Source organism: Kribbella sp. NPDC004536 (genome assembly GCF_042873835.1).
Taxonomy (GTDB): Bacteria; Actinomycetota; Actinomycetes; order Propionibacteriales; family Kribbellaceae; genus Kribbella.
Window position 1 is genome coordinate 125,509 of the sequence record NZ_JBIALY010000004.1, and the last position, 22,804, is coordinate 148,312.

The window sequence follows — 22,804 nt, forward strand, 5'->3', positions numbered from 1 at the left end:
AGGTGAACATACAACCGGCGGAGGCCCGGACGGGGGCCACCGCCGTGTGTGAGCAGACGGTAAAGATGTACTTCTGTGCGTCAGACGGAGGCGGGGGTCCGCAGTGCCTCGTCGACGGTGAGCAGCCGACCCTCGTGGATCTGAGCCACCAGGTGGTCGTTCTCTGCCTGGAGCCGCATCACGTGCGCCTCCAGATCTGCGACGCGCCGGTTGAGCAGACGAACCTGCTCGAGCATGCGCGGGTCAGTGCCTCCAAGATGCCCTAGAAGAGCCTTGGCCATTGTGCTGTCCTCCGGAAGGGTTCTGGCCGTCGCGCTCCTCAGTCCTGGTCAAGCGGGAGCGCCGAAAAGGTGTGCCGTCTTTCAGGGTGACACCGGCGGGGCCGACGGGTCAACCTGGGCCACATTTGTTAACGATACCTCGCTCACCAGCGAACCTGGCGTGGAACGGGCTGACATTTCGGGCACCGGTACGACGAACGGTTCATGAACGGCTCGCGACGGATCGGCCGGCCGTCCCGCGGGCACGGTGATCCCTCCTGCCCGTAGACGTTCAGGCCGCGCTCGAAGTACCCGGATTCGCCGTTCACGTTGACGTACAGCGCGTCGAAGCTGGTGCCACCAACGGTCAGCGCCTCGGCCATCACGTCGTGGGCGTGACCGAGGATCCCCTTTATTTGTAAGGGTTTCAGCGTTTCTGTGGCCCGGGCGTAGTGGAACTTCGCCCGCCACAACGTCTCGTCGGCGTAGATGTTGCCGATCCCGCTGACCGCGGTCTGGTCCAGCAACGCCCGTTTGAGTCCGGTCCGGCGGCGGCGCAGTTTGGCGACCACCGCGTCGGTATCGAACAGCGGATCGAACGGGTCGCGGGCGATGTGCGCGATCTCGGCGGGCAGCTCCGCGCCGCCCTCGGAGTAGGACAGACCACCGAACATCCGCTGGTCCACAAACCGGACCTCTTGGCCGCCATCCGAGAACCGGAACCGGACCCGCAGGTGCGGCTCGTCCGGCGCGCCGACCGGCTGGACCCGGAACTGGCCGCTCATCCCGAGGTGCGTCAGCACGGCGTCACCCGACGTGAGCGGCAGCCACAGGTACTTCCCGCGCCGGGCCGGCTCGGCGAAGACCTGGCCCTTGAGCCGGGACACGAAATCCTCCGGCCCGGCGGCGTGTCGCCGCACCGGGCGCGGATGCAGCACCTCGACCGTGTCGACGGTCCGGCCGGTGAGAAACTCCACCAGCCCCCGCCGCACCACTTCTACCTCAGGAAGCTCAGGCACCTCAGGGCTGCTGCGAGGGGTCCACGCTGTCCGGGTGCGCGGCGCGCAGGGCCTTCCAGGCGGTCTCGGCGGCCTGCTGCTCGGCTTCCTTCTTGCTCCGGCCGATGCCGTGCCCGTAGGTGTCGGTCCCGATCCGGACCCGGGCCTCGAACGTCTTCGCGTGGTCCGGCCCGGACTCCGCGATCACGTACTCCGGGACGCCGACGCCGAGCTGGGCGACCAACTCCTGCAGCGAGGTCTTCCAGTCCAGGCCGGCGCCGAGCCGGGCCGACGACTCCATCAGGTCGTCGAACAGCCGGTGCACCACCCCGCCCGCGACCTCGAAGCCGCGGTCCAGGTACACGGCGCCGATCAGCGCCTCGACACAGTCGGCGAGGATCGAGGACTTGTCCCGACCACCGGTGGCCTCTTCCCCGCGGCCGAGCCGCAGGTACTTGCCCAGCTTGAGCTCGCGGGCGACACCCGCGAGCGCACGCATGTTGACCACCGCGGCGCGGAGCTTGGCCAGCCGGCCTTCGCTCAGGTCCGGGTGGTTCCGGAACAGCGACTCCGTGACGATGACGCCGAGCACGGAGTCCCCGAGGAACTCCAGCCGCTCGTTCGTCGGCAGCCCACCGTTCTCGTACGCGTACGAGCGGTGGGTGAAGGCGTGCTCCAGCAAATTGTCAGCCAGCGATACGCCGAGCCGCTGGTTCAGCTCGGCGTAGAGCCCCGTTTCGTTGACCGAATTCACTGTGACTGGTGCCGTTTAGCTCTCGACGACCTGGCGGCGCTCACCCTTGGCGCCGTACTGGCCGCAGTTCGGGCAGACGGTGTGCTGCAGGTGCTTCGCGCGGCAGGCGGGGTTCACGCAGGTCACCAGCGACGGGGCAGTGGTCTTCCACTGGGCCCGGCGGCTGCGGGTGTTGCTGCGCGACATCTTCCGCTTCGGAACGGCCACGGTTACGGACTCCTCGGTTTCACAGGCTGGTCGGACCCGCCGGTTGGTTGGTGTATCTAGTTGTGCTGCTCGTCCTGCTCGCGCAGGTTGCCGAGGGCGGCCCAGCGGGGGTCGATCCGTTCCTCGTGCTTGTGGCCGGGCTCGTCCGCCAGGCGTACCCCGCACTCGGGGCACAGGCCCGGACAGTCGTCCGTACACAGTGGCTGGAACGGCAGTGCGAGCACCACCTGGTCCCTCAGCACCGGCTCGAGGTCGATCAGATCGCCCTCCATCCGGCTGGCCTCGTCCGGCTCGGCGTCGCTCTCCGGGTAGACGTACAGTTCCTGGACGTCAGCGAGGAACTCGTCCTCGATATCGACCAGGCACCGCGCGCACTCCCCGACCAGGCGGCCGCGGGCCGTTCCGGTGACGAGCACCCCTTCGACCACCGATTCCAGCCGTAGATCGAACTGGATCGGATCGCCTTCGGGAACGCCGATCACGTCGATTCCGAGATCTGCCGGCGCCGGCGCCGTAAAGGTGACTTCGCGTTGGGACCCGGCGCGGCGTGTCAGCTCGTGCGTGTCGATCACGAGTGGGGACCGCGGGTCCAGGACGCTCAGGGCAACCCTTTCAGGCGTGGGCAGGCAAGATCTCGGTCTCGTCGAGACCGGTTGTCAAGACTACCAACTCCGCGGCGTACCGCCCAATCCGGGGCAGCCTAGAGCGTGTTCAGTAACCGAGCGTGAACGGCAGGGGTCACGAACGTGCTGACGTCGCCGCCGAGCCGGGCGATCTCCTTGACCCAGCTGGAGGAGATGAACGCGTGCTCCGGCGCGGTCGGGAAGAACAGCGTGTCCACCCCGGTCATCCGCCGGTTCAGCTGCGCCATCTGCAGCTCGTAGTCGTAGTCGGCGGCCGAGCGGAGCCCTTTGACGATCACCCTGGCGCCCTCGGCCTTGCAGTAGTCGACCACCAGGCCGTCGAACGAGCCGACGCGGACGTTCGGGAACGGCTCGACCAGCTCGGTGAGCATCTCGATCCGCTCCTGCGGGCCGAACAGCCGGTTCTTCGACTGGTTCACCCCGGTCGCGACGATCAGCTCGTCGAAGGCGGCTGCCGCCCGGGTGACGATGTCCAGATGCCCGACGGTGGGCGGGTCGAAAGTGCCTGGAAAGACCGCCTTAGCCATGCCGGTGACCGTACCAAAGGCGGGCCTCGCCGTACTTACGGTCCCGCAGCGCGGCGAACCCCTCCGGCCACTCCCACGGCTCGCGTTTCCCGCGTTCGACCACGACGACCGCGTCGTCCGCGAGCCAGCCGCGTGCCGCCAGGTCGGTCAGCACGTCCTGCAGCTCGGCGGTCTCCAGCTTGTACGGCGGGTCCGCGAAGACGAGGTCGAACACCGCCGGGGCGTCACCCGCTGTGACCTTCTCCACCGGTCGGGTGAGCAGCTTCGCGCCGGGGAGGTCCACCACCTTGATGTTCGCCGCGATCACGTCGGCCGCCCGCCGGTCCGACTCGACGAGTACGGCGGTCGCGGCGCCCCGGGACAGCGCCTCCAGCCCGATCGCGCCGGATCCGGCGTACAGGTCGAGCACCGCCAGCCCGTCGAAGCTGCCGAACTCCGACTCCAGCGACGAGAACAACGCCTCCCGCACCCGATCGGCGGTCGGCCGCGTCCCACTCCCCGGCGGCACGGCGATCCGCCGCCCCCCGGCCGCTCCCCCGACGATGCGTGTCACGTCTTCTCCAGGTATTCGGTGGTCTCCGACTCCAGGGCGCTCCGGACCACGGCGAGCAGTGTGGGGAACTCGGACAGCGCGGGGTCGACGCCGACGATCCTGGTTGCCTCTTGCCGCGCCCTCAGGATCACGTCCTCGTCGCGCAGCACGCTCAGCAGCTTCAGGCTCGACCGGCGCCCGGACTGCGCGACCCCGAGCACGTCGCCCTCCCGCCGGGTCTCCAGGTCGATCCGGGACAGCTCGAACCCGTCCGTCGTGGACGCGACCGCCTCGAGCCGCCCGTACGACTTCGACCCCGCCCACAGGTCGGTGACCAGCAGGCACAGCCCAGGGACCTTGCCGCGCCCGACCCGCCCGCGCAGCTGGTGCAGCTGTGAGATCCCGAACCGGTCCGCGTCCATGATCACCATCGTCGACGCGTTCGGTACGTCGACGCCGACCTCGATCACGGTGGTCGCGACCAGTACGTCGATCTCGCCGGCCGCGAACCGCGACATCACCGCGTCCTTCTCGTCGGCCGGCAACCGCCCGTGCAGGATCTCCACCCGCAGGTCGTGCAGAATCTCGCCGAGCGCCTCGGCCACCTGGACCACCGAGATCGGCGGACGCACCTGCTTCTTGCCGCCCTCGTCGGTCTCGAGCAGCTCGCCTTCCTCGTCCTTCGCGTTCTTGACGTCGTCGCCGATCCGCGGACATACGACGTACGCCTGGTGCCCCTTGCCGACCTCCTCGCGGACCCGGGCCCAGGCACGCTGCAGCCAGTCGGGCCGCTCCTTCGCCGGTACGACCGACGACTGGATCGGCGACCGCCCGGCCGGGAGCTGAGTGAGGGTCGACACCGCGAGGTCGCCGAACACGGTCATCGCGACCGTCCGCGGGATCGGCGTCGCGGTCATCACCAGTACGTGGGGCGTGTTCTCACCGGACTTCGCGCTCAGCGCCGCCCGCTGCTCGACCCCGAACCGGTGCTGCTCGTCGACCACCACGAGCCCGAGGTCCGCGAACTGCACCTTGTCCTCCAGCAGCGCGTGCGTGCCGACGACGATCCCGGCGGCCCCGCTGGCCGCGTCGAGCATCGCCGTACGTCGCGAGGCCGCGTTCAGCGAACCGGTCAGCAGGCCGATCTTCGTCGCGTTCTCCGCACCGCCGAGCATGCCTTGCTCGGCCAGCTCGCCGAGCATCTTCGTCAGCGTCTTGTGGTGCTGCACCGCGAGCACCTCGGTCGGCGCGAGCAACACCGCCTGGCCGCCGTTGTCCACGACCGACAGCATCGCCCGCAGCGCGACCACGGTCTTGCCGGAGCCGACCTCACCCTGCAGCAGCCGGTGCATCGGGTGCGGGCGGGCGAGATCCGCGAAGATCTCCTCCCCCACCTCGGCCTGGCCCTCGGTCAGCTCGAACGGCAACCGCTTGTCGAAGTCGTCGAGCAGGCCGCCCTGGACCCGCGGCCGCGGTACGGCGTTCAGCGCGTCGGTGACCGCACGGCGCTGGGCGAGGATCGTCTGCATCACCAGCGCTTCCTCGAACCGGAACCGCTGCTGCGCGTCGTGGATGTCCTTCTCGGTGTCCGGCAGATGCACCTTCTGCAGGGCGTCGCGGAGCCCGAGCAGCTTCTCGTTGCGCAGGATCAGGTCCGGCACCGGGTCGTCGATCCGGTCGTCCAGGCCGTCCAGCACGATCTTCACCGACCGCTCGATCGTTGCGGTCGGCAACTTCGAGGTCGCCGGGTAGAGCGGCCGGAACGGCCGGGCCCGGCGCTCGATCTCGGCCTCGGTCAGGTCGTCGGTGTCGAGCACCTCGGTGCCGGGATTCTTCAGCTGCATGGTGGTCCGGAACATCGTCACCTCGCCCCAGAACAGGGCGGCGGTGCCGGGCTTCAGCTTCTCCAGCAGCCACGGCTGGTTGAAGAACGCCAACTCGATGTCGTTGCGGCCGTCGGTGACCACGACCTTGGTGATCGTCCGCTTCTTGCGGAACTTGTAGGCGTCCTCGGGCTTGATCTCGAGCTTGGTGTCCAGCGTGCGGGCGCTGACCTTCTTGACCCGGCCGTTGACGGTCGCCTGGTCGCCGACCTCGAGCTCGTCGAACGGCGTCAGCTCGCCCTTCTTCAGGTACCGCCGCGGGTAGTGCCGCAGCAGCTCGCCGACGGTCTCGATCCCGAGCACCTCGGCGAACGTCTTGGCCGTCTTCGCTCCGAGGAAGTCGCGGAGCTTACGGTCGGTATCGGTTCTCATTCCACCCCGATCAGCAACGGGTACCTGTCCTGCCCTCCGTCGTACACCATCACGTCGACATCTTTGCGCTGCCGCCGGACATGTCGCTCGACCGCCGCCGCGAGTTCGGGGTCCGCGTCCCGGCCGGTGACGATCGTCAGCAGTTCGCCGCCACCACCCAGCAGCCGGTCGACCACGCCGTACGTCGCCTGCTCCAGGTCGTCGGTGATCAGCGCGAAGTCGCCGTCGACCACGCCCAGCGCGTCACCGACCCGGCACATTCCGGCCATCGTCCAGGCGTCCTTGACCGCGATCGTGACCGCGCCGTGGCGGGTCTGCCCGGCGGCGGCCGAGAGCTGTACGACGTCGTCGTCGAAGCTGCGCTCCGGGTCGTGGACGGCGACCGCGGCCAGGCCCTGGACCTGGGCGCGGGTCGGGATCACCGCGACGCGGATGCCGTCCTGGCGGGCCGCGGTCGCGGCGGCCTCGGCGACCGCGATCGAGTCCTGGTCGTTCGGCAGGATCACGATCTCCGGGGCCTTCGACTGCTCGATCGCCTGCAGCAGTTCACCGGTCGAGCAGCGCCGGCCGGGTCCGCCGCGGATGATCCGGGCGCCGGCCTCGGCGAACAGTTCGCCCAGTCCGTCGCCGGCGACGATCGCGATCACGGCCCGGCCCGGGGCCGGCTCGTGCTGGTGCGCCTGATCGGCGAAGTGCGTGACCCGGATCCGGTGCGGGCGGCCGATGTCGATGCCGTGCTCGATCGCGGCGCCGACGTCGTCGGTGTGGACGTGGACGTTCCACAGCCCGTCGCCGCCGACCACGACGACCGAGTCGCCGAGCGCGGCCAGGCTCTGCCGGAAGTCCCCGATCTTGTCGTCGGCCGCGTCCAGCAGGTACATCACCTCGTACGCCGGTCCATCGACGCTTGCACTGCTTTCACCCTGGGGCTCCACGCGGGCAGGTACCTCGACCCGGACGTGCTGCCCGGTGAGGACGGACTCCATGGCGCCGAGGATCACCACCAGGCCGGCTCCCCCGGCGTCGACGACGCCCGCGCGGCGGAGTACGTCGAGCTGTTCGGTCGTCTTCGTGAGCGCCTGGCGGGCGGAGGCGACCGCGGCGAGGCAGACGTCGGCGAGGGACTTGCCCTCGTTCGCGGCGGTCATCGCGCCGGTCGCGGCCGCGCGGGCGACGGTCAGCATCGTCCCTTCGACCGGCTGCGCGACCGCACCGTACGCGGCGTCGGCAGCGAACCGGAGGGCGTCCGCGAAGGCGGCGGCCTCGCTCATCTTCGGGTCGGCCAGGACACCGTTCACCTGGTCCCGCGGGAGGTTCTCGTCCAGGCGGAGGCCGCAGGCGCGGATCAGCTGCGAGGTGATCACGCCGGAGTTCCCGCGGGCGCCGAGCAGGGCACCACGGCCGAATGCCTGGATCGCCTCGGTGAAGGTCAGCTCGCCCTTCGGCAGCGCGTCACAGGCGGCTTCCCAGGTCAGGTAGAGGTTGGTCCCGGTGTCGCCGTCCGGCACCGGGTACACGTTCAGCTCGTCGATCCCGGTCCGCGCCCGCGCCAACTCCGCCAACGCGGTCCGAGCCCACGCCCGCAACACCTCAACCGTCAGTTCCTCCACGCCCGGAAGGCTAACGCGTACCGAACGACAGGAGGTGGTCCCCTCCGCGACCAGTTCGGCGCGGGTCGCCAGGCGGGCGGGGGCGTATACGTACCCGACTACGTCCTGTCGTTCGGTACGGTTCCCCGGTGAGTGTGTTGTTCTCGGCCGCAGCCGACAGCTACGGGTTGGCGGTGCGGGAGCTCCGCGGCGAGTTCGGGCGAGACCTGAAGATCGAGCGAGTCGGGGCGGAGCTCGGCCGGGTGGACGGACCGTCGGTGCGAGAACTGGCTGCGGCGTGCGACGACGGCCGGATCATGTTCGTCCGCCATCTGACGGTCGAGATCGCGAGCTTCGAGGAGCTGCCGCCGGACTACGAGCTGGCGGAGCTGGTGCTGGCCGAGCTGCCGGAGTACCCGAAGGCGCTGGCCGTCCAGGCGTGGACCGACGGTCCGGGAGGCGGCTCGTACTACCACCGTCTGGAGGAGGCGCTGGCCGGCCGAGGAGTGGCCGTCACCCGCTCGGGCCAGGAGTATGTCGTCTCGTGCTTCGGCGGCCGGAAGGCGATCCTGCTCGGGGTGAACCGGCTCGCGGACAGTCTGTCGGACTGGCCGGGTGGGCGGATGCGGTTGGCTCGGGGGGAGGGGCGGGTGTCGCGGTCGGAGTTCAAGTTGGAGGAGGCGATCGCGACGTTCGGGCTGGAGTTGCCGAGGGGCGGGAAGGCCGTCGACCTGGGGGCGTCGCCGGGTGGGTGGACGCGGATTCTGCGGCAGCACGGGCAGGAGGTGTGGTCGGTCGACCCCGGTTCGCTGGATCCGCGGCTGCGTGATGACCGGCGGATCCACCACGAGGCGACCACCGCCGGGCGGTTCTTCGCGGCCAACCGGGTCCGGTTCGACGTGGTGGTGAACGACATGCGGATGGACCAGGTGACCAGCGCCCGGATGATGCTCGACGCGGCCGCCCACCTGCGCCGCGGCGGTCTCGCGGTCGTCACCCTCAAGGGCGGCGGCAAGAACCCGCTCGACGGCGCCCGGCGCGGCATCGACGTACTCCGCGAGCGGTACGACGTACTGCACGCCCGCCAGCTCCACCACAACCGCAACGAGATCACCGTCGTTGCCCGCAGACACGACTAGGCGCCCGGGGGGAACCCCGGGCGCCTGGTCGGAAAGCCCTACACGGAGAAAGCTGGATCAGCCGACGACGCGCTGGACCTTTCCTGCCTTGATGCAGGAGGTGCAAACCTTCATCCGGGTCGGGGTGCCCTTGATGATGGCGCGGACCGGCTGGATGTTGGGGTTGAAACGGCGCGGCGTACGAGCCTTGACCCGCCGGATCATCGCGCCCTTACCCAGGCGGGCAACGCTGTTGCCGAACGTCGGCTGCTTGCCGCAGACATCGCACTTCTTAGACATGATTCTCCGTGTTCAGGGTCGTGACTCCGACAGATCATGTTACATGGCTGTCAGCACACGACCAATTCGAGTGCCAGGCCCTGATCAGGCAGTGAGGTACGCCACTTCGTCGTCGGTCAGCGACACCGAGAGCCCCGGTGTCGAGGTCCGCGTCTCGCTGACGTGCCGCGGCCCGATCAGCGGGAACACCGGGTACGGCTGGTGCAGCAGCCAGGCCAGCGCGATCGCCGTCGGCTCCACACCCTTCGCCGCCGCGAGCTCCCGCGCACGGTCCAGCCGCTGGAAGTTCTCGTCGGAGTAGAAGCAGCGCACCAGCTCCTGGTCCGACGTGTCCTCCGGCTTGGCCCGCCCGGTGAAGAACCCGCGCGCCTGGCTCGACCACGGGAACAGCGCGACCTGCCGTTCCCGCAGCCACGCCTGGGACTCGTCGTCCGAGACGTGCCGGCAGCCGGCCCACGGTACGTCGTACGCCCGCGCGAGGCTGAGGTGGTTGCTGAGCAGCGTGAACGGCTGCTTGCTGTTCGCCTCGGCGTACGCGTTGGCCTCGTCGAACCGCGCGGTGGACCAGTTCGACCCGCCGAACGCCTTGATCCGCCCGGCCTTGAAGTGCTCGTCCAGTACGTCCACGAACTCCGACACCGGGATGTCCTCGTTGTCCCGGTGCATGAAGTACAGGTCGACGTGGTCGGTCTGCAGCCGCTCGAGGCTCTCGTGCAACTGCCGGGTGATGGACTCCGGGTCGCAGTGCGGGGTGTGCGCGCCCTTGCCGATCACCACCACGTCGTCCCGGTTGCCACGCGACGTCATCCACTGCCCGAGCAGCTTCTCGCCGCGCCCGCCGCCGTAGATGTACGCGGTGTCGAACGTCGTACCGCCCCGCTCGACGAAGTCGTCGAAGATCACCGCGGCGTGCGGCAGCGTCTGCTGGTTGTCCACGCCCATCACCAGGCGGGACACCTGCTTGTCGACGCCCGGTACGTGGCCGTACGTCATCGGGGCGTCCGCGCGCTTGGCCAGCGGCCGTCCGGTCGCGGTCGGCACGATCGCGTCGTCCCGCTCGCTCGCGTACTGCTGGCCGATCGCGGCCCGCCACTGGTCCTGCACGGTCAGGTTGCCGAGCGTGTCCGCCCAGCTCATCTCCGGCGCCTCCTTCGCGCCGGAAGCGATCGCGGCCTGCACGGCCTCCGCCTCCGCGGTGTAGATCAGGGCCGGTTCCGCGGCGATGTCCCGCGACTCCTCTCCGACCCGGTGCAGGGTGACGTGCGCCGGCTTGCCGTCGCCGCCGAACCACGGGTCCTCGACCACGAGGTAGCCCTCGCTGCCGAAGATCCGGACCTGGTTCTGGTCGGACAGCCGCACGCCGGTGCTGAGCTGCGCGGTGATGCCGCCGTCGAAGAACAGCGTCGCCACCGTCCACTCGTCTACGCCGGTCTCACCGACCGTGCCGACCGCGTTGACGGCGGCCGGTTCGGCGTACGGCTGCCCGGTCGCCGCGCCGGCGATCAGCCGGGCCATCGAGACCGGGTACCCGCCGACGTCGAGGATGCCGCCGCCGGCCAGGTCGTCGGCGAAGATCCGGCTCTCCGGCCGGTACCCGGCCGCGAACGCGAACGTCGCCTGGATCTGGTGGACGGTACCGATCTCGCCGTCGCGGACCAGCTGGGTGATCAGCTTGGTCTGCGGCAGGCACCGGTACATGTACGCCTCCATCAGGAAGACGTCGTTGCGGACCGCGGCCTCGATCATCGCCTCGGCCCACGCGCGGTTGATCGCCAGCGGCTTCTCGCACAGGACGTGCTTGCCCGCCTCGGCCGCCTTGATCGCCCACTCGACGTGCATCGGGTGCGGCGTCGCGATGTACACCGCCTCGACGGACGGGTCGGCGAGCAGCTCGTCGTACGACGCGTGCCGGTTGGCGATGTCCCACTTGTCGGCGAACGTGTTCGCCGACTCGATGGACCGGCTGCCGACGGCGACGACCTCGTTGGTCTTCGAGGTCGGCACCTGACTGGCGAACCGGGAGGCGATGTTGCCGGTGCCGATGATGCCCCAGCGGAGCTTGTGGTCAGTCAAAGGGAATCCCGTGGTTTGTAGGGTGGAGGTCAGAACTTCATGGCGCCCGCGGCCAGGTCGGCGATGAACGAACGCGCGCCGATCAGGAAGACGCCGATCAGGGGGATGACACTCATCAGCGCACCGGCCATCACCATCGAGTAGTCGGTGCCGTAGATGCCGTTCAGCTGGTCGAGGGCGACCTGCAGGGTGAGCCGGTTCGGGTCCGTCATCACGATCAGCGGCCAGAGGTAGTCGTTCCAGACGTTGATGAAGGTGAAGATGCCGAGGAAGGCCAGGCCCGGCCGGAGCACCGGCAGACCGACGGTCAGGTACTGCCGGAAGAAGCCGGCGCCGTCGACCTTGGCGGCCGCGATCAGCTCGTCCGGGATCGCGCCCTTGGCGTACTGGCGCATCCAGAAGATGCCGAACGCGTTCGCCGCGCCCGGGATGATCAGGGCCTTCAGCGACCCGATCCAGCCGAGCTGCGCGAGCACCACGAACTGCGGCACCAACGACAGCTGGGTCGGGATCATGAACGTCGCCAGCAGGATCCCGAACAGCACGTTGCGGCCCGGGAACTGGTACTTCGCGAACGCGAACGCGGCCAGCGAGTCGAAGAACAGCACCAGGACCGTGACGGCCAGTGAGGTGATGAGGGTGAGCAGCATCGCGCCGAAGAAGTCGATGTTGTCCAGCACCTTGCCCATGTTCTCGAACAGGTGCGAACCGATCAACAGCTTCGGCGGATAGCTGAAGATGTCAGGAGTCGTGTTGGAGGCCATCACGACCATCCAGTAGAACGGGAACAGCGAGACCAGCACGCCGAACATCAGCACGATGTGACCGACGGCGGTGCGCACGCGCTCAATGGACATCTGCGGCCTCCCTCTTGGCATTCTGGGCTGCGATCCGGCGTTCCACCCGTCGGGCGGCGCGTCGGGTCAGGCGTTCGTCGTCGTTGCCGCCGATCAGCCGCCAGTTGATGATGCTGAACAGCACGATCAGGATGAACAACGCCCAGCCGACGGCCGCTCCGTACCCGAACTGGTTCTTGATGAACGCGCTCTGGTACAGGTACGAGACGATGGTCAGGCCGGCGTCGCCCGGGCCGCCGATGTTGTTGGTGTCGCCGAACAGCACCCGCGACTCGGTGAAGATCTGCAGGCCGCCGATCGTCGAGGTGACCGCGGTGAACAGGATCACCGGCCGCATCATCGGTACCGTGATCCGCCAGAACGTCTGCCGCGAGCTCGCGCCGTCGACCTTGGCCGCCTCGTACACGTCCTGCGAGATCGCCTGCAGGCCGGCCAGGTAGATGATCGCGTTGTAGCCGACCCAGCGCCAGGTGACGATGGTGGCGATCGCGACCTTGATCCCCCACGGCGAGGTCAGCCATTCGACCTGACCGACGCCGATCGACTGCAGGAAGGCGTTCAGCAGGCCGAAGTTGTTGCTGAAGATCGAGCCGAACACCAGCGTGATCGCGACCACCGAGGTGACGTTCGGGATGAAGTACGCGATCCGGTAGAAGGTCCGCAGCCGGGTCGCGTTGTGCAGCGCGTAGGCGATCACCAGCGCGAGCAGCAGCATCGGGACCGTGGACAGCACCCAGATGATGAGGGTGTTGCCGATCGTCTTCCAGAACGTGGCGTCGGTGAGCAGGTAGTGGTACTGCTCCAGCCCGACCCATTTCATCTGGCCGATGCCGTCCCAGGAGTGGAACGAGATCCAGATCGAGAACAGCACCGGGAACGCACCGAAGATCGCGAACAGGACGAAGAACGGCGCGACCGCGGTGTACTGCGGGAACGCCTGCCGGAACTTGTTCGGCGGCTTCTCCGTGGCAACGGTCGCCGTCGCCGCGGCTGGAACCGTCTTGGTGGTGACTGCCATCTCAGATCGCCCCCACTCGGCTGAGTTCGCGCTGGATCTGTCGCTGGGCGTCGGCCCAGGCCTGGTCGGGGCTCTTGCCGGCCGCCTCGATGTTCACCAGTTCGGAACTGATCGGGGTGTCGACGATGCTGTCGTACGGCGAGAAGTACGCGCCCGGGTACTTCTTCGCGGAGTCCGCGAACACGTCGACGATCTTCTGGCCGCCGAAGAACGGATCCGGCGCGGCCAGCTTCGGGTCGGTGTAGCTGGCCGGCGTGGACGGGAACAGCACCGGATCCAGGAACGCCTGGGCCTGGTTCTTGGCCGACTCGAGCCAGCTGATGAACGCGAACGCCGCCTTCGGGTTCTTGCAGTACTTGGTGATCGCCAGGAACGACCCGCCCTTGTTGCCGGCGCCACCAGGAGCCGCCGTCACGCGCCAGAGTCCCTTGGTCTTCGGCGCCGCGTTCTTCGGCCCGAGCTGGGCCCACCAGACCGCGCCGTTGTACGCGACCAGCTTGCCGTTGGTGACGACGGCGTTCTTGTCGCTGGAGTTCTGCGCGTTCGCCGACAGACCTTCCTTGACGACGCGTACGGCCAGGTCGAACGACTCCCGTACGTGGTCCTGGTCGCCGATGTACTGCCCGTCCCGGGTCATGTACTTCTTCGGCAGCTGGGCCATCCGGTAGCCGTAGATGCTCGTGATGTTGTCGGTGATCGACGAGCCCGGCACGGCCTGCTTGACCTTCTTGCCGAGCGCGATGAACGCGTCCCAGTCCGGCGCGAGTCCGGCGACGGCGGCCGGGTCGATGTCGATGCCGGCCTTGGTGAAGATGTCCGTGCGGTAGAACAACGCGGTCGGCCCGGTGTCCATCGGGTACGCCATCATCTTGCCCTGCGGGGTGACGCCCCACTTCCACTTCCAGGGCAGGAAGTCCTGCTCCAGGTCCTTCGCGCCGAGCTCGTACAGGTCGTGGAACTGGTCCGCGTTCGGGAAGTAGGTGGCCACGTCGTCGTTGATCGCGACGATGTCCGGGACCAGGGACTTGCCGGCCAGCGCGGTCAGCACCTTGGTCTTGTAGTTGGAGCCGATCCGGGTCATCGCGAGCTTCATCCCGTCGTACCCGGGGATGGCCTTCTCCGCCTGGCTGATCAGGTCGTCGTTGACGGAGCCGACCCAGGTCCACATACTGAGCTCGTTCTTCCCACCGAGCGAGCTGACAGATCCACAGCCGGTGAGACCGGCGGCGGCCGCGGCGGTGCCGGCCGCGAGAAACTTCCTTCTACTCAGGGTCATAGCCTCACCTGGCGCTTTCTGTTGGTTTTCGCCGGAAGGTGTCCACATATGTTTACGTAGCCATTAAGGTAAGCGCATACCGACTGAACCGGTCAAGTGCCTGATGACAAGATGGCGCCATGAGTTCACGCGCCGTCCTGTTCGATGCCGACGGGGTCCTCCAGCGGCCCACCTTCGACTGGTGGACCCGGCTGGGGTCGCTTGTACCGAGCGACGGAGAGGCGTTCGTGGCCGAGCTGATGGCCGCGGAGAAGCCGTCGCTGGTCGGCAAGGGCGACTTCCGGGACGCACTCGCCGACGTACTGCGGCGGTGGAACTCGGCCGCGACAGTGGACGAGGCGATCGAGCCGTGGAGCTGGTTCGCCGCGGAGCCCGAGGTGATCGAGCTGATCCAGACGCTGCGGGCTGCCGGGATCGGCTGCCACCTGGCGACCAACCAGCACGCGTACCGGCGGGCGATCATGCAGGACGAACGCGGGTACGGCGGTTGGTTCGACCGGACGTTCTACTCCTGCGACCTCGGCCTAGCGAAGCCGGATCCGGCGTACTTCCGGGCGATCCTCGGCGCGATCGACGTACCGGCGTCCGAGGTGCTGTTCATCGACGACAACGCCGCGAACGTGGCGGGCGCTTCGGCCGTCGGTCTTCGGGCAGAGCTGTACGACCTGTCGGCCGGCGTACCAGCCCTGATCGAGCTACTACGCCGGCACGACCTTCCTGTCTAGGTCCGCGGGACCTTCAGCTTGTCCCAGGTCTCCTTGCCCGGGATGCCGTCGGCGTCGGCGCCGGTGAAGTGTTGCTTCTGCTGCCAGCACGAGTACGACTTCACGTCGCCGGTGCCCCAGGTGTCCTTGTTCGTCTGGGTCTCGTACTTGTTGCACCCGACCGCGACCAGCCGGTTGTGCATCGCCTCGATGATCGGGCTCTTGCGGCCCGCCACGAAGAACGACTTGCCCGGGAACGTCACGAACCCGGGGACGTGAGTGCCGCCGTGCACGTACACCGGCCGGCCGTAACCGACGATCCAGTTCGACATGCGGACGTGCCGGTCGCAGACGTCGTCGTAGTTGCCCTCGATCGTGTAGACCTTCGAGCCGCTGACCCCGGTGACCAGGCCGACGTGGTCGATCGCGGACTTCAGGTCGGTACCGCCCCAGTCGAAGAAGACGATGTCGCCCCGCTGGATGCCGGCGATGTCCACGTGCCACTGGCCGTGGTTCTTGAACGCCTTCGCATGCACAGTCGTCTTCGCGAAGTCGCCGCCGAAGGTGACTGCGTCCTCGTTCCCGGAGTGCCAGGCCCAGTACGTGATCGAGGCGTCGCACCACGGGAAGTTGCCGTTGAAGTCCGAGCCGTTGCGGTCCCGGTACCACTTCTGGATCTTGTTCGGCTCGCCCAGGCCGAGGTCCAGCTCGGCCTGGGCGACCATGTCCTCGACGCCGCTCACGACCCCGCCTCGGCGTAGTCGTCCGGCCCGCGGCCGTACCCGCCGTCCTTGTCCGGCGGCCCGAACTCCGCGGCCAGCAGCTCGGCCTCGTTCTCGATGTGGTGGTCGAACGCAGGCTCGACCAGTCCCCGCGCCTGCTCTTCCTGGGACATGTCGTCCGGCACGTCGTCCAGATTGTCCAGCGCCGGCCTGCGACCGGTGCGTACGTCGTCCGTCGTCATCCTGATCCCCCTCAAGACACTGCTCCCCCAGGTCTCGAACCCTCATCCTCCTCCGCCCGCAAACCGCACGGAAGTGCGCGGCACCCAGGAATTTCTCAGCGAACGGCCGGCGGTACGGCGACCGGGACTGTGTGGATCTGGCCGGTGCGGGCGTCGCTGCGGAGGCGGGCGAGGTTGTCGGCGATCGTGTCCTGCAGGTGCCACTCGGAGGTGAGGATGCACAGGGTCGGGCCGTCGAAGTCGGCCAGCGTGAGCGAGAACGGCGCGCGGTTGGCCGGGAGGTCGATGCGCTGCAGGATCTCGCCGCCGTCGGCGACCCGTACGACGCCCTCGCTGCCGGTCTGGGACCAGATCGCGCCCTCGGCGTCCAGGCAGATCCCGTCCGGGCCGAGGTTGTCGGCGTACACCCGGCGGTTCGTCAGCCCGCCGTCCGGCTGTACGTCGAAGGCCGTCAACCGGCCGGCGAACGACTCGGCGATCACCAGCGTCCGGCCGTCCGGGGTGAGCACCATGCCGTTCGGGAACTCGATGCCGTCGGCCACGTCCCGGACCGTCCCGTCCGGCGTGACCAGCTTGATCCAGCCGGGCTTGGGCGCTTCGCCGGCGGAGAAGTTGAAGTCCGCGCCGTCCAGGTAGATGTTGCCGTGGGCATCGAGCACGAGCTCGTTCGCGTGCTGGTCGGCGAGTACGGTGACCGTGCCGTCGGGCTCGTAGCGGCGGAGCTTGTCGCCGGTGGTGAGCAGGCGGCCGTCGGGCGTCCACTCGATCGACCAGCCCATCAGGTTCTCGACCGGGACGTCGAAGTACTCGGCCTTGCCGTCGGCGTCGATCGCGACCACCTGCTGCTGGGTCCAGTTGCAGAACCACAGCCGGCCGTCGTGCCAGCGCGCGGACTCGGGCATCGCGAGGCCGTCGATCAGGAGCTTCATGGTGTGCTGCCTTCCTCGTTGCGGGGGTGCTTTCACCCTCTACACGAACGAGGTGCGGCCCGATCGACGGCTCAGCAGGAAAAGTACGGCGAGCAGTGGGAGCGTGATCAGGTACGCCGTACGTAGGTCGACGGCCCGTGCCAGTACGGCCAGGAGCGCCGGCGCGACGAGGATCGCCGTACCGGACGCCATCGCGCCCACGGCGGCGAGCCGGGCCGCGCTGATTCCGGGTGTCGCGACGAGCGACGCGAGCGTCACCGGGTAGAGCGGCGCCACGCCGAGCCCTGCCACGATCAGCCCAGCGGCTACCACAGCGGGTGCGTCGAACAGGCTCACCAGCAACGTACCCGCAGCCGCCAGCACGCTGGACGGCACCACCGGCGACCACCCGTTGATCCGGATCGGCCCGATCGCCCGCCCCACCGCCATCCCGATCGGAAACGCACTACCGAGCAGCGCCGCCGTAGCCGTGGGCAGCCCAGCAGCCACCAGCCGAGCCACACCCCAAACCACAAAGCAGAACTCGACGGACACGGCCAGTACCACCCGCAACCACCCCACGCCCACGTCCATCACCACACGCCGTCCCACCCGCCGCCACTTCCCCGCCAACCCAACCGCCGGAGCAGAGTCGATGAGAACGGGTACCGCGGTCGCGGTAGGTGGTGGTGGCGGCTGTGTGCGTCGCGTGAGAACGGCCAGCAGAAGAAGGGGCGGTGCTGCGGCGAGCATTGCCAGGCGGCCGGTTGGGCCGAGGGTGTCCAGGGTGCCTACCGCTAGCGGCGCGAGAATGCCGACGCCGCTGGCTACTGCGTTCACGCGGCTGAGGCGGGACGCGGCGGTGGGGCCGTTGAGCATGAGTGGGGCTACCAGCACGAGCAGTGCACCGCCCAGGCCGACCAGCAGCCCACCTGCGATTGCCACCACGTACGCAGGAGCGACCGCGATCAGCACCGCCCCGACCGCGCACACAACAGACCCCAGCCCGAGCACCGTAGGAATCGCCCACCGCCGCAGCATCCGTGGGCCGACCACAGCAACCAGCATGAGCCCAACAGCGAACCCGGACGACAGCAACGCCAACCGACTGGTCGGCTCGCTCAGGTCGCGCGCAAGGATCGCCACGCACGCTCCGAGCCCGGACAGCACGAAGCCCATCGCCGACAGTGCGATCCCGATCCGGATCCCGTCCGTCCGGCTCCCGGCGTCCACAGCGTCAAAAGGAGCCTCGGGGGTCATTCCAGACCTTGGAAAAGCCCGTCGAGCCGGTGCAGGTCCGGGAGCTCGATGTCGGCCGGCACACCCTTCAGCCCGGCCGTCAACGCCCCCGAGGCCTTCCCGGCCGACAACCCGACGACAGTGTCCTCCACCACCAGACACTCGGTGACAGGTACGCCGAGCAGCTCCGCCGCCCGCACGTACCCCTCGGGGTCCGGCTTACCGCGGCTCACGTCGTCAACCGTGACGAGCACCGACGGCGCGATCCCGCCCGCGGTCAGCCGCACCTTCGCGAGCTGCGCCGGCGCACTGGTGTAGACCGCCCACGGCAGCCCGATCCGCTCGAGCGTCGCGAGCAGCTCGACCGCGCCCGGCTTGGCCACCACGCCGTCGACGTCGTTGACCTCGAGCTCGTACACCCGCGCCCACGCCGCCGCCCGCTCGTCCGCCGACGCCGCCGGCAGGAACTGCGCGACCGTCGCGGCCGCCGGGTTCCCGTGCGCGACCGCGAGCACCGCGGCCGGGTCGAGCCCGCACTCGACCGCCCAGCGGCTCCAGCAGCGGTCCACGACCGCGTCCGAATCCACCAGGGTGCCGTCCATGTCGAACAGCACCGCGCGGATGTCCCGGATCTCCATCAGCCCTCCCATTAAACTCGTCCTCCGAGCATAAACGGAAGGCAGCGATGACTCCAGTACGCCGGGGACAATGGCAGACGGCCGCGGACGTCCTGACCCAGGTCGCACGCCGGCCCGGGGTCACCCGCGCCGAGGTCGCACGGACGCTCCGGTTGAGCACGGGCTCGGCTACGGAGGTGACTGCCCGGCTACGCGACGTACAACTGCTGACCGAAGCGCCTGCTCCCAGCCAGGGCCGCGGCCGTCCCACGACAGTCCTACAGGCTCACCCCGAAGGCCCCGTGGTGCTGGCACTCGACCTACGGCAGTCCAGCTGGCGCAGTGCGGTCGTAGCACTGGACGGGGCGCTGAAGGACCCGCAGTACAAACGACACCGCAGCAGGCGTGCCCAGCCCGTCCTGAACAACCTGCGGCGAGCTGTGGAGCAGACACGGGAGCAGTACGGCGACCGCCTGCAGCTGGTGAGCCTCGCCGTACCAGGGACTGTCCGCGACAACCACCTCATGCAAGCGCCGACGCTGGAGTGGGCCGAGCTCGATCTGGCACAGGTCACCGCCAACGTCGACGTACCACTCCTGGCAGGCAACGACGCCACGCTCAGCGGCGTGGCAGAGGCCCGTACGGGTGCGGCTGCCGGAGCCGGTACAGCACTACACCTGATCATCGAGGTGGGTATCGGCGGCACCCTGCTGATCGACGGCGTACCGGCGCAGGGCGCTTCGGGTGCGGGTGGTGAGTACGGGCATGTGCCGTTCGGGGACCGATCGCGGCCGTGCCCGTGCGGCGCCCGCGGCTGCTGGGACCTGGAGATCGACGGCCGCGCCCTGGCTCGCCACTTGAAGCAGCCAACGCCTGACGACCCGGTGGCGTACGCAGAGGACGTACTGACACGTACTGACCGTGCTGCCCGCGCAGCAATCACCAGGGTGGTCACGGCCCTTGGCCACGGAATCGCAGGCCTCGTCAACGCCCACGACCCCGACGTGGTGACTGTCGGCGGCCTGGCTATCCGACTACGCGCAGCAGCCGAGCAGGAGTTTGACGCGGCCTACCAGGAGGGCCTGATGACGTTCCACCGCGCGGCTCCGCCGCCAGTACTACCCGCTGCCCACCAACTCGACGGCCCGCTCCGCGGCGCCGCCGCGCTGGCGCTCGACCACCTCACCACCGAACCAGCCATCGCCACCTGGGTGGCGCAGCACTAGTCGGCGACTTCGGCCTCTTCCACTACCTCTTCGACTTCCGGCTTGGGCTTCGGCACGATCGGAGGCTCCAGCTTCGCCAGGATCTCGGTGATGTCGTGCCGGTGGTGCTGAATCTCATGCGCCGTGTGGCGGATGATCCAGCCGAGCGAGCGTGGCGCCCGGACCGGGTAGTTGTAGAGCCCGAGCTTCCCGAGTTGCTGCGGCTGCAGCACCCGCGCCGCGGCCCCGAACTCGCGGGCGTTCCGCATCAGCGCGGCCGCGACCTCCGCCGGGTCCTGGGCCTCGTACTTCTCCTGCTTCACCCGTCCCGTCCGGTCCATCGGCGCGTACACAGGGCGGTCCTCCGCGAGGCACTGCGCGATCCGCAGGCGCTGCACCTCAAGTACGTCGCGCACGTGGCACGCGTACTCGATCGCCGACCACACCTCGGGCTCAGGCCGCAGCCGCACCACGTTGACGTCCGGACCGGCCGCGGCCTTCGTCAGGGCCATCGCACAGTCGGCGGCCTGCCGGATCAGTAGCGTCACAGTGCCCTGCAGGTCGCCTGTGTCGTAGTTGAAACCGCACTGCTCGCAGTACCCGTCCACCGGGGGCCGCTGCTTGCTCAACTGCTACTCCCTCTGAATCTCCATGCATGGTCGACCGGCCCGATCCCGTCACCCAGCGCGAAGCCGGCCGCGATCGCCCCGGTCACGTACTCCTTCGCGGCACCGACGGCGGCCGGTACGTCGTACCCACGTGCAAGGTACGACGCGATGGTGCTCGCCAACGTGCAGCCGGTGCCGTGCGTGTGTCTGTTGTCGGCGCGTGCAGCACTGTACGTACGGCGTACCCCAGGGCCATGCAGTACGTCGACAGAGGTCTCTCCCTCGTCGTGGCCGCCCTTCACCAGCACCCAGGCAGCACCTGCGTGCAGCAGCTCCTTCGCCGCGAGCTCCCGGTCCTCAACCGTCCTCAGCTCGACGCCTGACACCGGTCCGAGCTCGGTGAGGTTCGGAGTGAGCACAGTGGCCAGCGGGACGATCTCAGAGCGGACAGCCTCCATCGCGTCGGCGGCAAGCAGCGCGTCGCCGTGCTTCGACACCGACACTGGGTCGACCACGACGGGTACACCGTCCGGCAGCGTCCTCAGCAGGTCCGCGACGACCCGGACCATCGACTCGGACGCGAGCATGCCGGTCTTCACCGCGTCGACGCCGATGTCGTCGACCACGCTGCGGAACTGCGCGCGGACCTGCTCCGCCGGCAGCTCCCAGGATCCCTGGACGCCGAGGCTGTTCTGCGCGGTGATCGCGGTCAGCACGCTCATACCGTGCACACCGTTCGCGAGCATGGCCTTCAGGTCCGCCTGGATCCCGGCGCCACCACCGGAATCCGAACCCGCGATCGTCAGCACTCTGGGCGGGCGCATCTCAACTCCTGAAGTGGGCGTGTCCGGTCTCCGCAGCATACGGCGCGCCGTCCACGGTCACGGTTCCGGCCGGGCGTTCCTCGTTGCCCTCGGCAACCGAGCCGATGACGGTCCAGCCCTCGGGTACGTCGGCCGGTTCGAAGGTGCCGACCAGGGCGTGGTCCTCGCCGCCGGTCAGCACGAACTTCAGCGCGTCCACACCGGTCGCGGCCGCCACCGCCTGGAGCGGCTCCGGTACGGTCAGCGCCTTCGTGTGCACGTCGATGATCACCTGGCTCGCCGCCGCGATGTGACCGAGGTCGGACAGCAGCCCGTCACTCACGTCGCACAACGACGACGCTCCGCCGGCAGCCGCCTTCGGGCCTTCGTCGTACGGCGGCTGCGGGCGGCGGTGCGCCTCGACCACAGCCCGCGGCGAACGGAACCCGCGGGCGAGGACCGCCCAGCCCGCCTCGGCCCAGCCGAGCCGGCCGACGTACGCGACCTCGTCGCCCGGGCGGGCGCCGGAACGCAGTACGGGCCGGCGGCCGTCGAGCGAGCCGAACGCGGTGACCGACACCACGATCTTGTCCGACTGGACGGTGTCGCCGCCGACGATGCTCGCGCCGACCAGTTCGCACTCGTCGACGAGGCCCTGGTTCAGCTCGAGCACCCAGGCGGTCGGCAGGTCCGCGGGACCACCGAAGCCGACGACGAGCGCAGTCGGCCGGGCGCCCATCGCGGCGACGTCGGCCAGGTTCTGCGCGGCGGCCTTGCGGCCCACGTCGTACGCCGACGACCAGTCCTGGCGGAAGTGCCGGCCCTCCACCAGCAGGTCGGTCGTGATCACCATGCGCCCGTCCGGCACCGCCAGCACGGCCGCGTCGTCACCGGGACCTACCAGGACGTCCTCACTCTGGGACAGCCCCTTGGTGACGGCCGCGATCAGGCCGAACTCACCCGTGCTCCCCAACGTCTCTGTCACGTCAGCAGACCTCCCATGTACCCACCGGGAGTCTAGGCGGTACCGTGACGTGGCAACGAGTACGCCCGGCCGCCTGGCAGTACTGTGGCCGGAGCCAGCTGAGGACGACTGAGTGGAGAACGACGTGGTGGTCCAGGCCTACATCCTGATCCAGACCGAGGTCGGCCGCGCGGCCGACGTCGCGGCACAGATCGCCGAGGTCCAGGGCGTCACTCTGGCCGAGGACGTCACCGGCCCGTACGACGTGATCGTCCGAGCCGAGGCCCGCAACGTCGACGAGCTGGGCAAACTGGTGGTTGCCCGGGTCCAGAACGTCCCCGGCATCACCCGCACCCTGACCTGCCCCGTCGTCCACATCTGACC

Annotated in this window: 26 protein-coding genes; 4 read left to right on the forward strand and 22 right to left on the reverse strand. The window is 68.9% G+C overall.

The features are described from left to right. Positions 1-80: 80 nt before the first annotated feature. The 9 genes from ACFYRU_RS33845 to ACFYRU_RS33885 form a co-directional block, all read right to left on the reverse strand. The gene (locus ACFYRU_RS33845) at positions 81-236 is read right to left on the reverse strand and encodes a hypothetical protein (protein WP_238151152.1); all 156 of its coding nucleotides are present in this window, start codon (positions 234-236) and stop codon (positions 81-83) included. Between the two features lie 188 nt (positions 237-424). Next, positions 425-1,279 (reverse strand): bifunctional DNA-formamidopyrimidine glycosylase/DNA-(apurinic or apyrimidinic site) lyase, encoded by an 855-nt coding sequence (mutM, locus tag ACFYRU_RS33850; RefSeq protein ID WP_387666395.1) that lies wholly within the window; start codon positions 1,277-1,279, stop codon positions 425-427. A 1-nt stretch (position 1,280) separates the two neighbouring features. Beyond that, the gene (rnc, locus tag ACFYRU_RS33855) at positions 1,281-2,012 is read right to left on the reverse strand and encodes a ribonuclease III (protein WP_387666397.1); all 732 of its coding nucleotides are present in this window, start codon (positions 2,010-2,012) and stop codon (positions 1,281-1,283) included. A gap of 15 nt (positions 2,013-2,027) precedes the next feature. Next, positions 2,028-2,219: a 50S ribosomal protein L32 gene (rpmF, locus tag ACFYRU_RS33860; RefSeq protein ID WP_130387616.1), complete on the reverse strand. Its 192-nt coding sequence runs from the start codon at positions 2,217-2,219 to the stop codon at positions 2,028-2,030. A 56-nt stretch (positions 2,220-2,275) separates the two neighbouring features. Further along, complete coding sequence (locus ACFYRU_RS33865; protein WP_387666401.1) at positions 2,276-2,791, reverse strand: YceD family protein; 516 nt, start codon at positions 2,789-2,791, stop codon at positions 2,276-2,278. 128 nt (positions 2,792-2,919) lie between these two features. Continuing rightward, positions 2,920-3,390, reverse strand: coding sequence for a pantetheine-phosphate adenylyltransferase (gene coaD / locus ACFYRU_RS33870; RefSeq protein ID WP_387666404.1), 471 nt, complete (start codon positions 3,388-3,390; stop codon positions 2,920-2,922). Further along, positions 3,383-3,943 carry a 16S rRNA (guanine(966)-N(2))-methyltransferase RsmD gene (gene rsmD / locus ACFYRU_RS33875; RefSeq protein WP_387666407.1) on the reverse strand — a complete coding sequence of 187 codons (561 nt, stop codon included), beginning with the start codon at positions 3,941-3,943 and terminating at the stop codon, positions 3,383-3,385. Before rsmD ends, coaD begins: the two co-directional genes overlap by 8 nt. Continuing rightward, the gene (gene recG / locus ACFYRU_RS33880; RefSeq protein ID WP_387666410.1) at positions 3,940-6,177 is read right to left on the reverse strand and encodes an ATP-dependent DNA helicase RecG; all 2,238 of its coding nucleotides are present in this window, start codon (positions 6,175-6,177) and stop codon (positions 3,940-3,942) included. The genes rsmD and recG overlap by 4 nt, the downstream gene beginning before the upstream one ends. Next, a complete protein-coding gene (locus tag ACFYRU_RS33885) occupies positions 6,174-7,787 on the reverse strand; it encodes a DAK2 domain-containing protein (protein ID WP_387666412.1) in 1,614 nt (537 codons plus the stop codon). The genes recG and ACFYRU_RS33885 overlap by 4 nt, the downstream gene beginning before the upstream one ends. 128 nt (positions 7,788-7,915) lie before the next feature. Here ACFYRU_RS33885 and ACFYRU_RS33890 point away from each other — a divergent pair, with 128 nt between their 5' ends. Beyond that, complete coding sequence (locus ACFYRU_RS33890; RefSeq protein ID WP_387666415.1) at positions 7,916-8,905, forward strand: SAM-dependent methyltransferase; 990 nt, start codon at positions 7,916-7,918, stop codon at positions 8,903-8,905. Positions 8,906-8,962: 57 nt separating this feature from the next. Here the strand turns inward: ACFYRU_RS33890 and rpmB are convergent, their stop codons facing one another. From rpmB to ACFYRU_RS33915, 5 genes are all read right to left on the reverse strand, one after another. Next, complete coding sequence (rpmB, locus tag ACFYRU_RS33895) at positions 8,963-9,184, reverse strand: 50S ribosomal protein L28 (protein ID WP_184830723.1); 222 nt, start codon at positions 9,182-9,184, stop codon at positions 8,963-8,965. A gap of 84 nt (positions 9,185-9,268) precedes the next feature. Continuing rightward, positions 9,269-11,257 (reverse strand): aldo/keto reductase, encoded by a 1,989-nt coding sequence (locus tag ACFYRU_RS33900; RefSeq protein WP_387666418.1) that lies wholly within the window; start codon positions 11,255-11,257, stop codon positions 9,269-9,271. 29 nt (positions 11,258-11,286) lie between these two features. Further along, the gene (locus ACFYRU_RS33905; RefSeq protein WP_387666421.1) at positions 11,287-12,114 is read right to left on the reverse strand and encodes a carbohydrate ABC transporter permease; all 828 of its coding nucleotides are present in this window, start codon (positions 12,112-12,114) and stop codon (positions 11,287-11,289) included. Further along, positions 12,104-13,132, reverse strand: coding sequence for a carbohydrate ABC transporter permease (locus tag ACFYRU_RS33910; protein WP_387666424.1), 1,029 nt, complete (start codon positions 13,130-13,132; stop codon positions 12,104-12,106). The genes ACFYRU_RS33905 and ACFYRU_RS33910 overlap by 11 nt, the downstream gene beginning before the upstream one ends. 1 nt (position 13,133) lies before the next feature. Continuing rightward, the gene (locus tag ACFYRU_RS33915) at positions 13,134-14,408 is read right to left on the reverse strand and encodes an extracellular solute-binding protein (RefSeq protein ID WP_387666426.1); all 1,275 of its coding nucleotides are present in this window, start codon (positions 14,406-14,408) and stop codon (positions 13,134-13,136) included. Between the two features lie 119 nt (positions 14,409-14,527). Here ACFYRU_RS33915 and ACFYRU_RS33920 point away from each other — a divergent pair, with 119 nt between their 5' ends. Further along, positions 14,528-15,133, forward strand: a complete 606-nt coding sequence (locus ACFYRU_RS33920) for an HAD family hydrolase (RefSeq protein WP_387666429.1) — start codon at positions 14,528-14,530, stop codon at positions 15,131-15,133. Here the strand turns inward: ACFYRU_RS33920 and ACFYRU_RS33925 are convergent. From ACFYRU_RS33925 to ACFYRU_RS33945, 5 genes are all read right to left on the reverse strand, one after another. Then, positions 15,130-15,855 (reverse strand): peptidoglycan-binding protein, encoded by a 726-nt coding sequence (locus ACFYRU_RS33925; RefSeq protein WP_387666432.1) that lies wholly within the window; start codon positions 15,853-15,855, stop codon positions 15,130-15,132. The two genes, ACFYRU_RS33920 and ACFYRU_RS33925, sit on opposite strands and share 4 nt — an antisense overlap. Then, positions 15,852-16,076: a hypothetical protein gene (locus ACFYRU_RS33930; RefSeq protein ID WP_387666435.1), complete on the reverse strand. Its 225-nt coding sequence runs from the start codon at positions 16,074-16,076 to the stop codon at positions 15,852-15,854. The genes ACFYRU_RS33925 and ACFYRU_RS33930 overlap by 4 nt, the downstream gene beginning before the upstream one ends. A 95-nt stretch (positions 16,077-16,171) precedes the next feature. Next, entirely contained in the window at positions 16,172-17,005 is an 834-nt protein-coding gene (locus ACFYRU_RS33935) for an SMP-30/gluconolactonase/LRE family protein (RefSeq protein ID WP_387666438.1), read from the reverse strand. A gap of 39 nt (positions 17,006-17,044) precedes the next feature. Continuing rightward, positions 17,045-18,217 (reverse strand): MFS transporter, encoded by a 1,173-nt coding sequence (locus ACFYRU_RS33940; RefSeq protein WP_387666441.1) that lies wholly within the window; start codon positions 18,215-18,217, stop codon positions 17,045-17,047. A gap of 23 nt (positions 18,218-18,240) precedes the next feature. Next, complete coding sequence (locus ACFYRU_RS33945) at positions 18,241-18,861, reverse strand: HAD-IA family hydrolase (protein WP_387666443.1); 621 nt, start codon at positions 18,859-18,861, stop codon at positions 18,241-18,243. Between the two features lie 47 nt (positions 18,862-18,908). Between ACFYRU_RS33945 and ACFYRU_RS33950 the strand changes: the two genes are divergently transcribed. Further along, positions 18,909-20,066 carry an ROK family protein gene (locus tag ACFYRU_RS33950; protein ID WP_387666446.1) on the forward strand — a complete coding sequence of 386 codons (1,158 nt, stop codon included), beginning with the start codon at positions 18,909-18,911 and terminating at the stop codon, positions 20,064-20,066. On the opposite strand, the gene ACFYRU_RS33955 is transcribed toward ACFYRU_RS33950, so the two are convergent. Genes ACFYRU_RS33955 through ACFYRU_RS33965 form a run of 3 tightly spaced genes read right to left on the reverse strand, consistent with a single transcriptional unit; the run spans position 20,063 to position 22,441 of the window. Beyond that, positions 20,063-20,674 carry a DinB family protein gene (locus ACFYRU_RS33955; RefSeq protein ID WP_387666448.1) on the reverse strand — a complete coding sequence of 204 codons (612 nt, stop codon included), beginning with the start codon at positions 20,672-20,674 and terminating at the stop codon, positions 20,063-20,065. The two genes, ACFYRU_RS33950 and ACFYRU_RS33955, sit on opposite strands and share 4 nt — an antisense overlap. Then, positions 20,671-21,477: a bifunctional hydroxymethylpyrimidine kinase/phosphomethylpyrimidine kinase gene (gene thiD, locus ACFYRU_RS33960; RefSeq protein WP_387666451.1), complete on the reverse strand. Its 807-nt coding sequence runs from the start codon at positions 21,475-21,477 to the stop codon at positions 20,671-20,673. Before thiD ends, ACFYRU_RS33955 begins: the two co-directional genes overlap by 4 nt. Before the next feature lies 1 nt (position 21,478). Then, positions 21,479-22,441 (reverse strand): thiamine-phosphate kinase, encoded by a 963-nt coding sequence (locus tag ACFYRU_RS33965; RefSeq protein WP_387666454.1) that lies wholly within the window; start codon positions 22,439-22,441, stop codon positions 21,479-21,481. 127 nt (positions 22,442-22,568) lie between these two features. On the opposite strand from ACFYRU_RS33965, the gene ACFYRU_RS33970 reads away from it, so the two are divergent. Then, positions 22,569-22,802 carry an Lrp/AsnC family transcriptional regulator gene (locus tag ACFYRU_RS33970; protein WP_198682133.1) on the forward strand — a complete coding sequence of 78 codons (234 nt, stop codon included), beginning with the start codon at positions 22,569-22,571 and terminating at the stop codon, positions 22,800-22,802. The last annotated feature ends 2 nt before the right edge of the window (positions 22,803-22,804 follow it).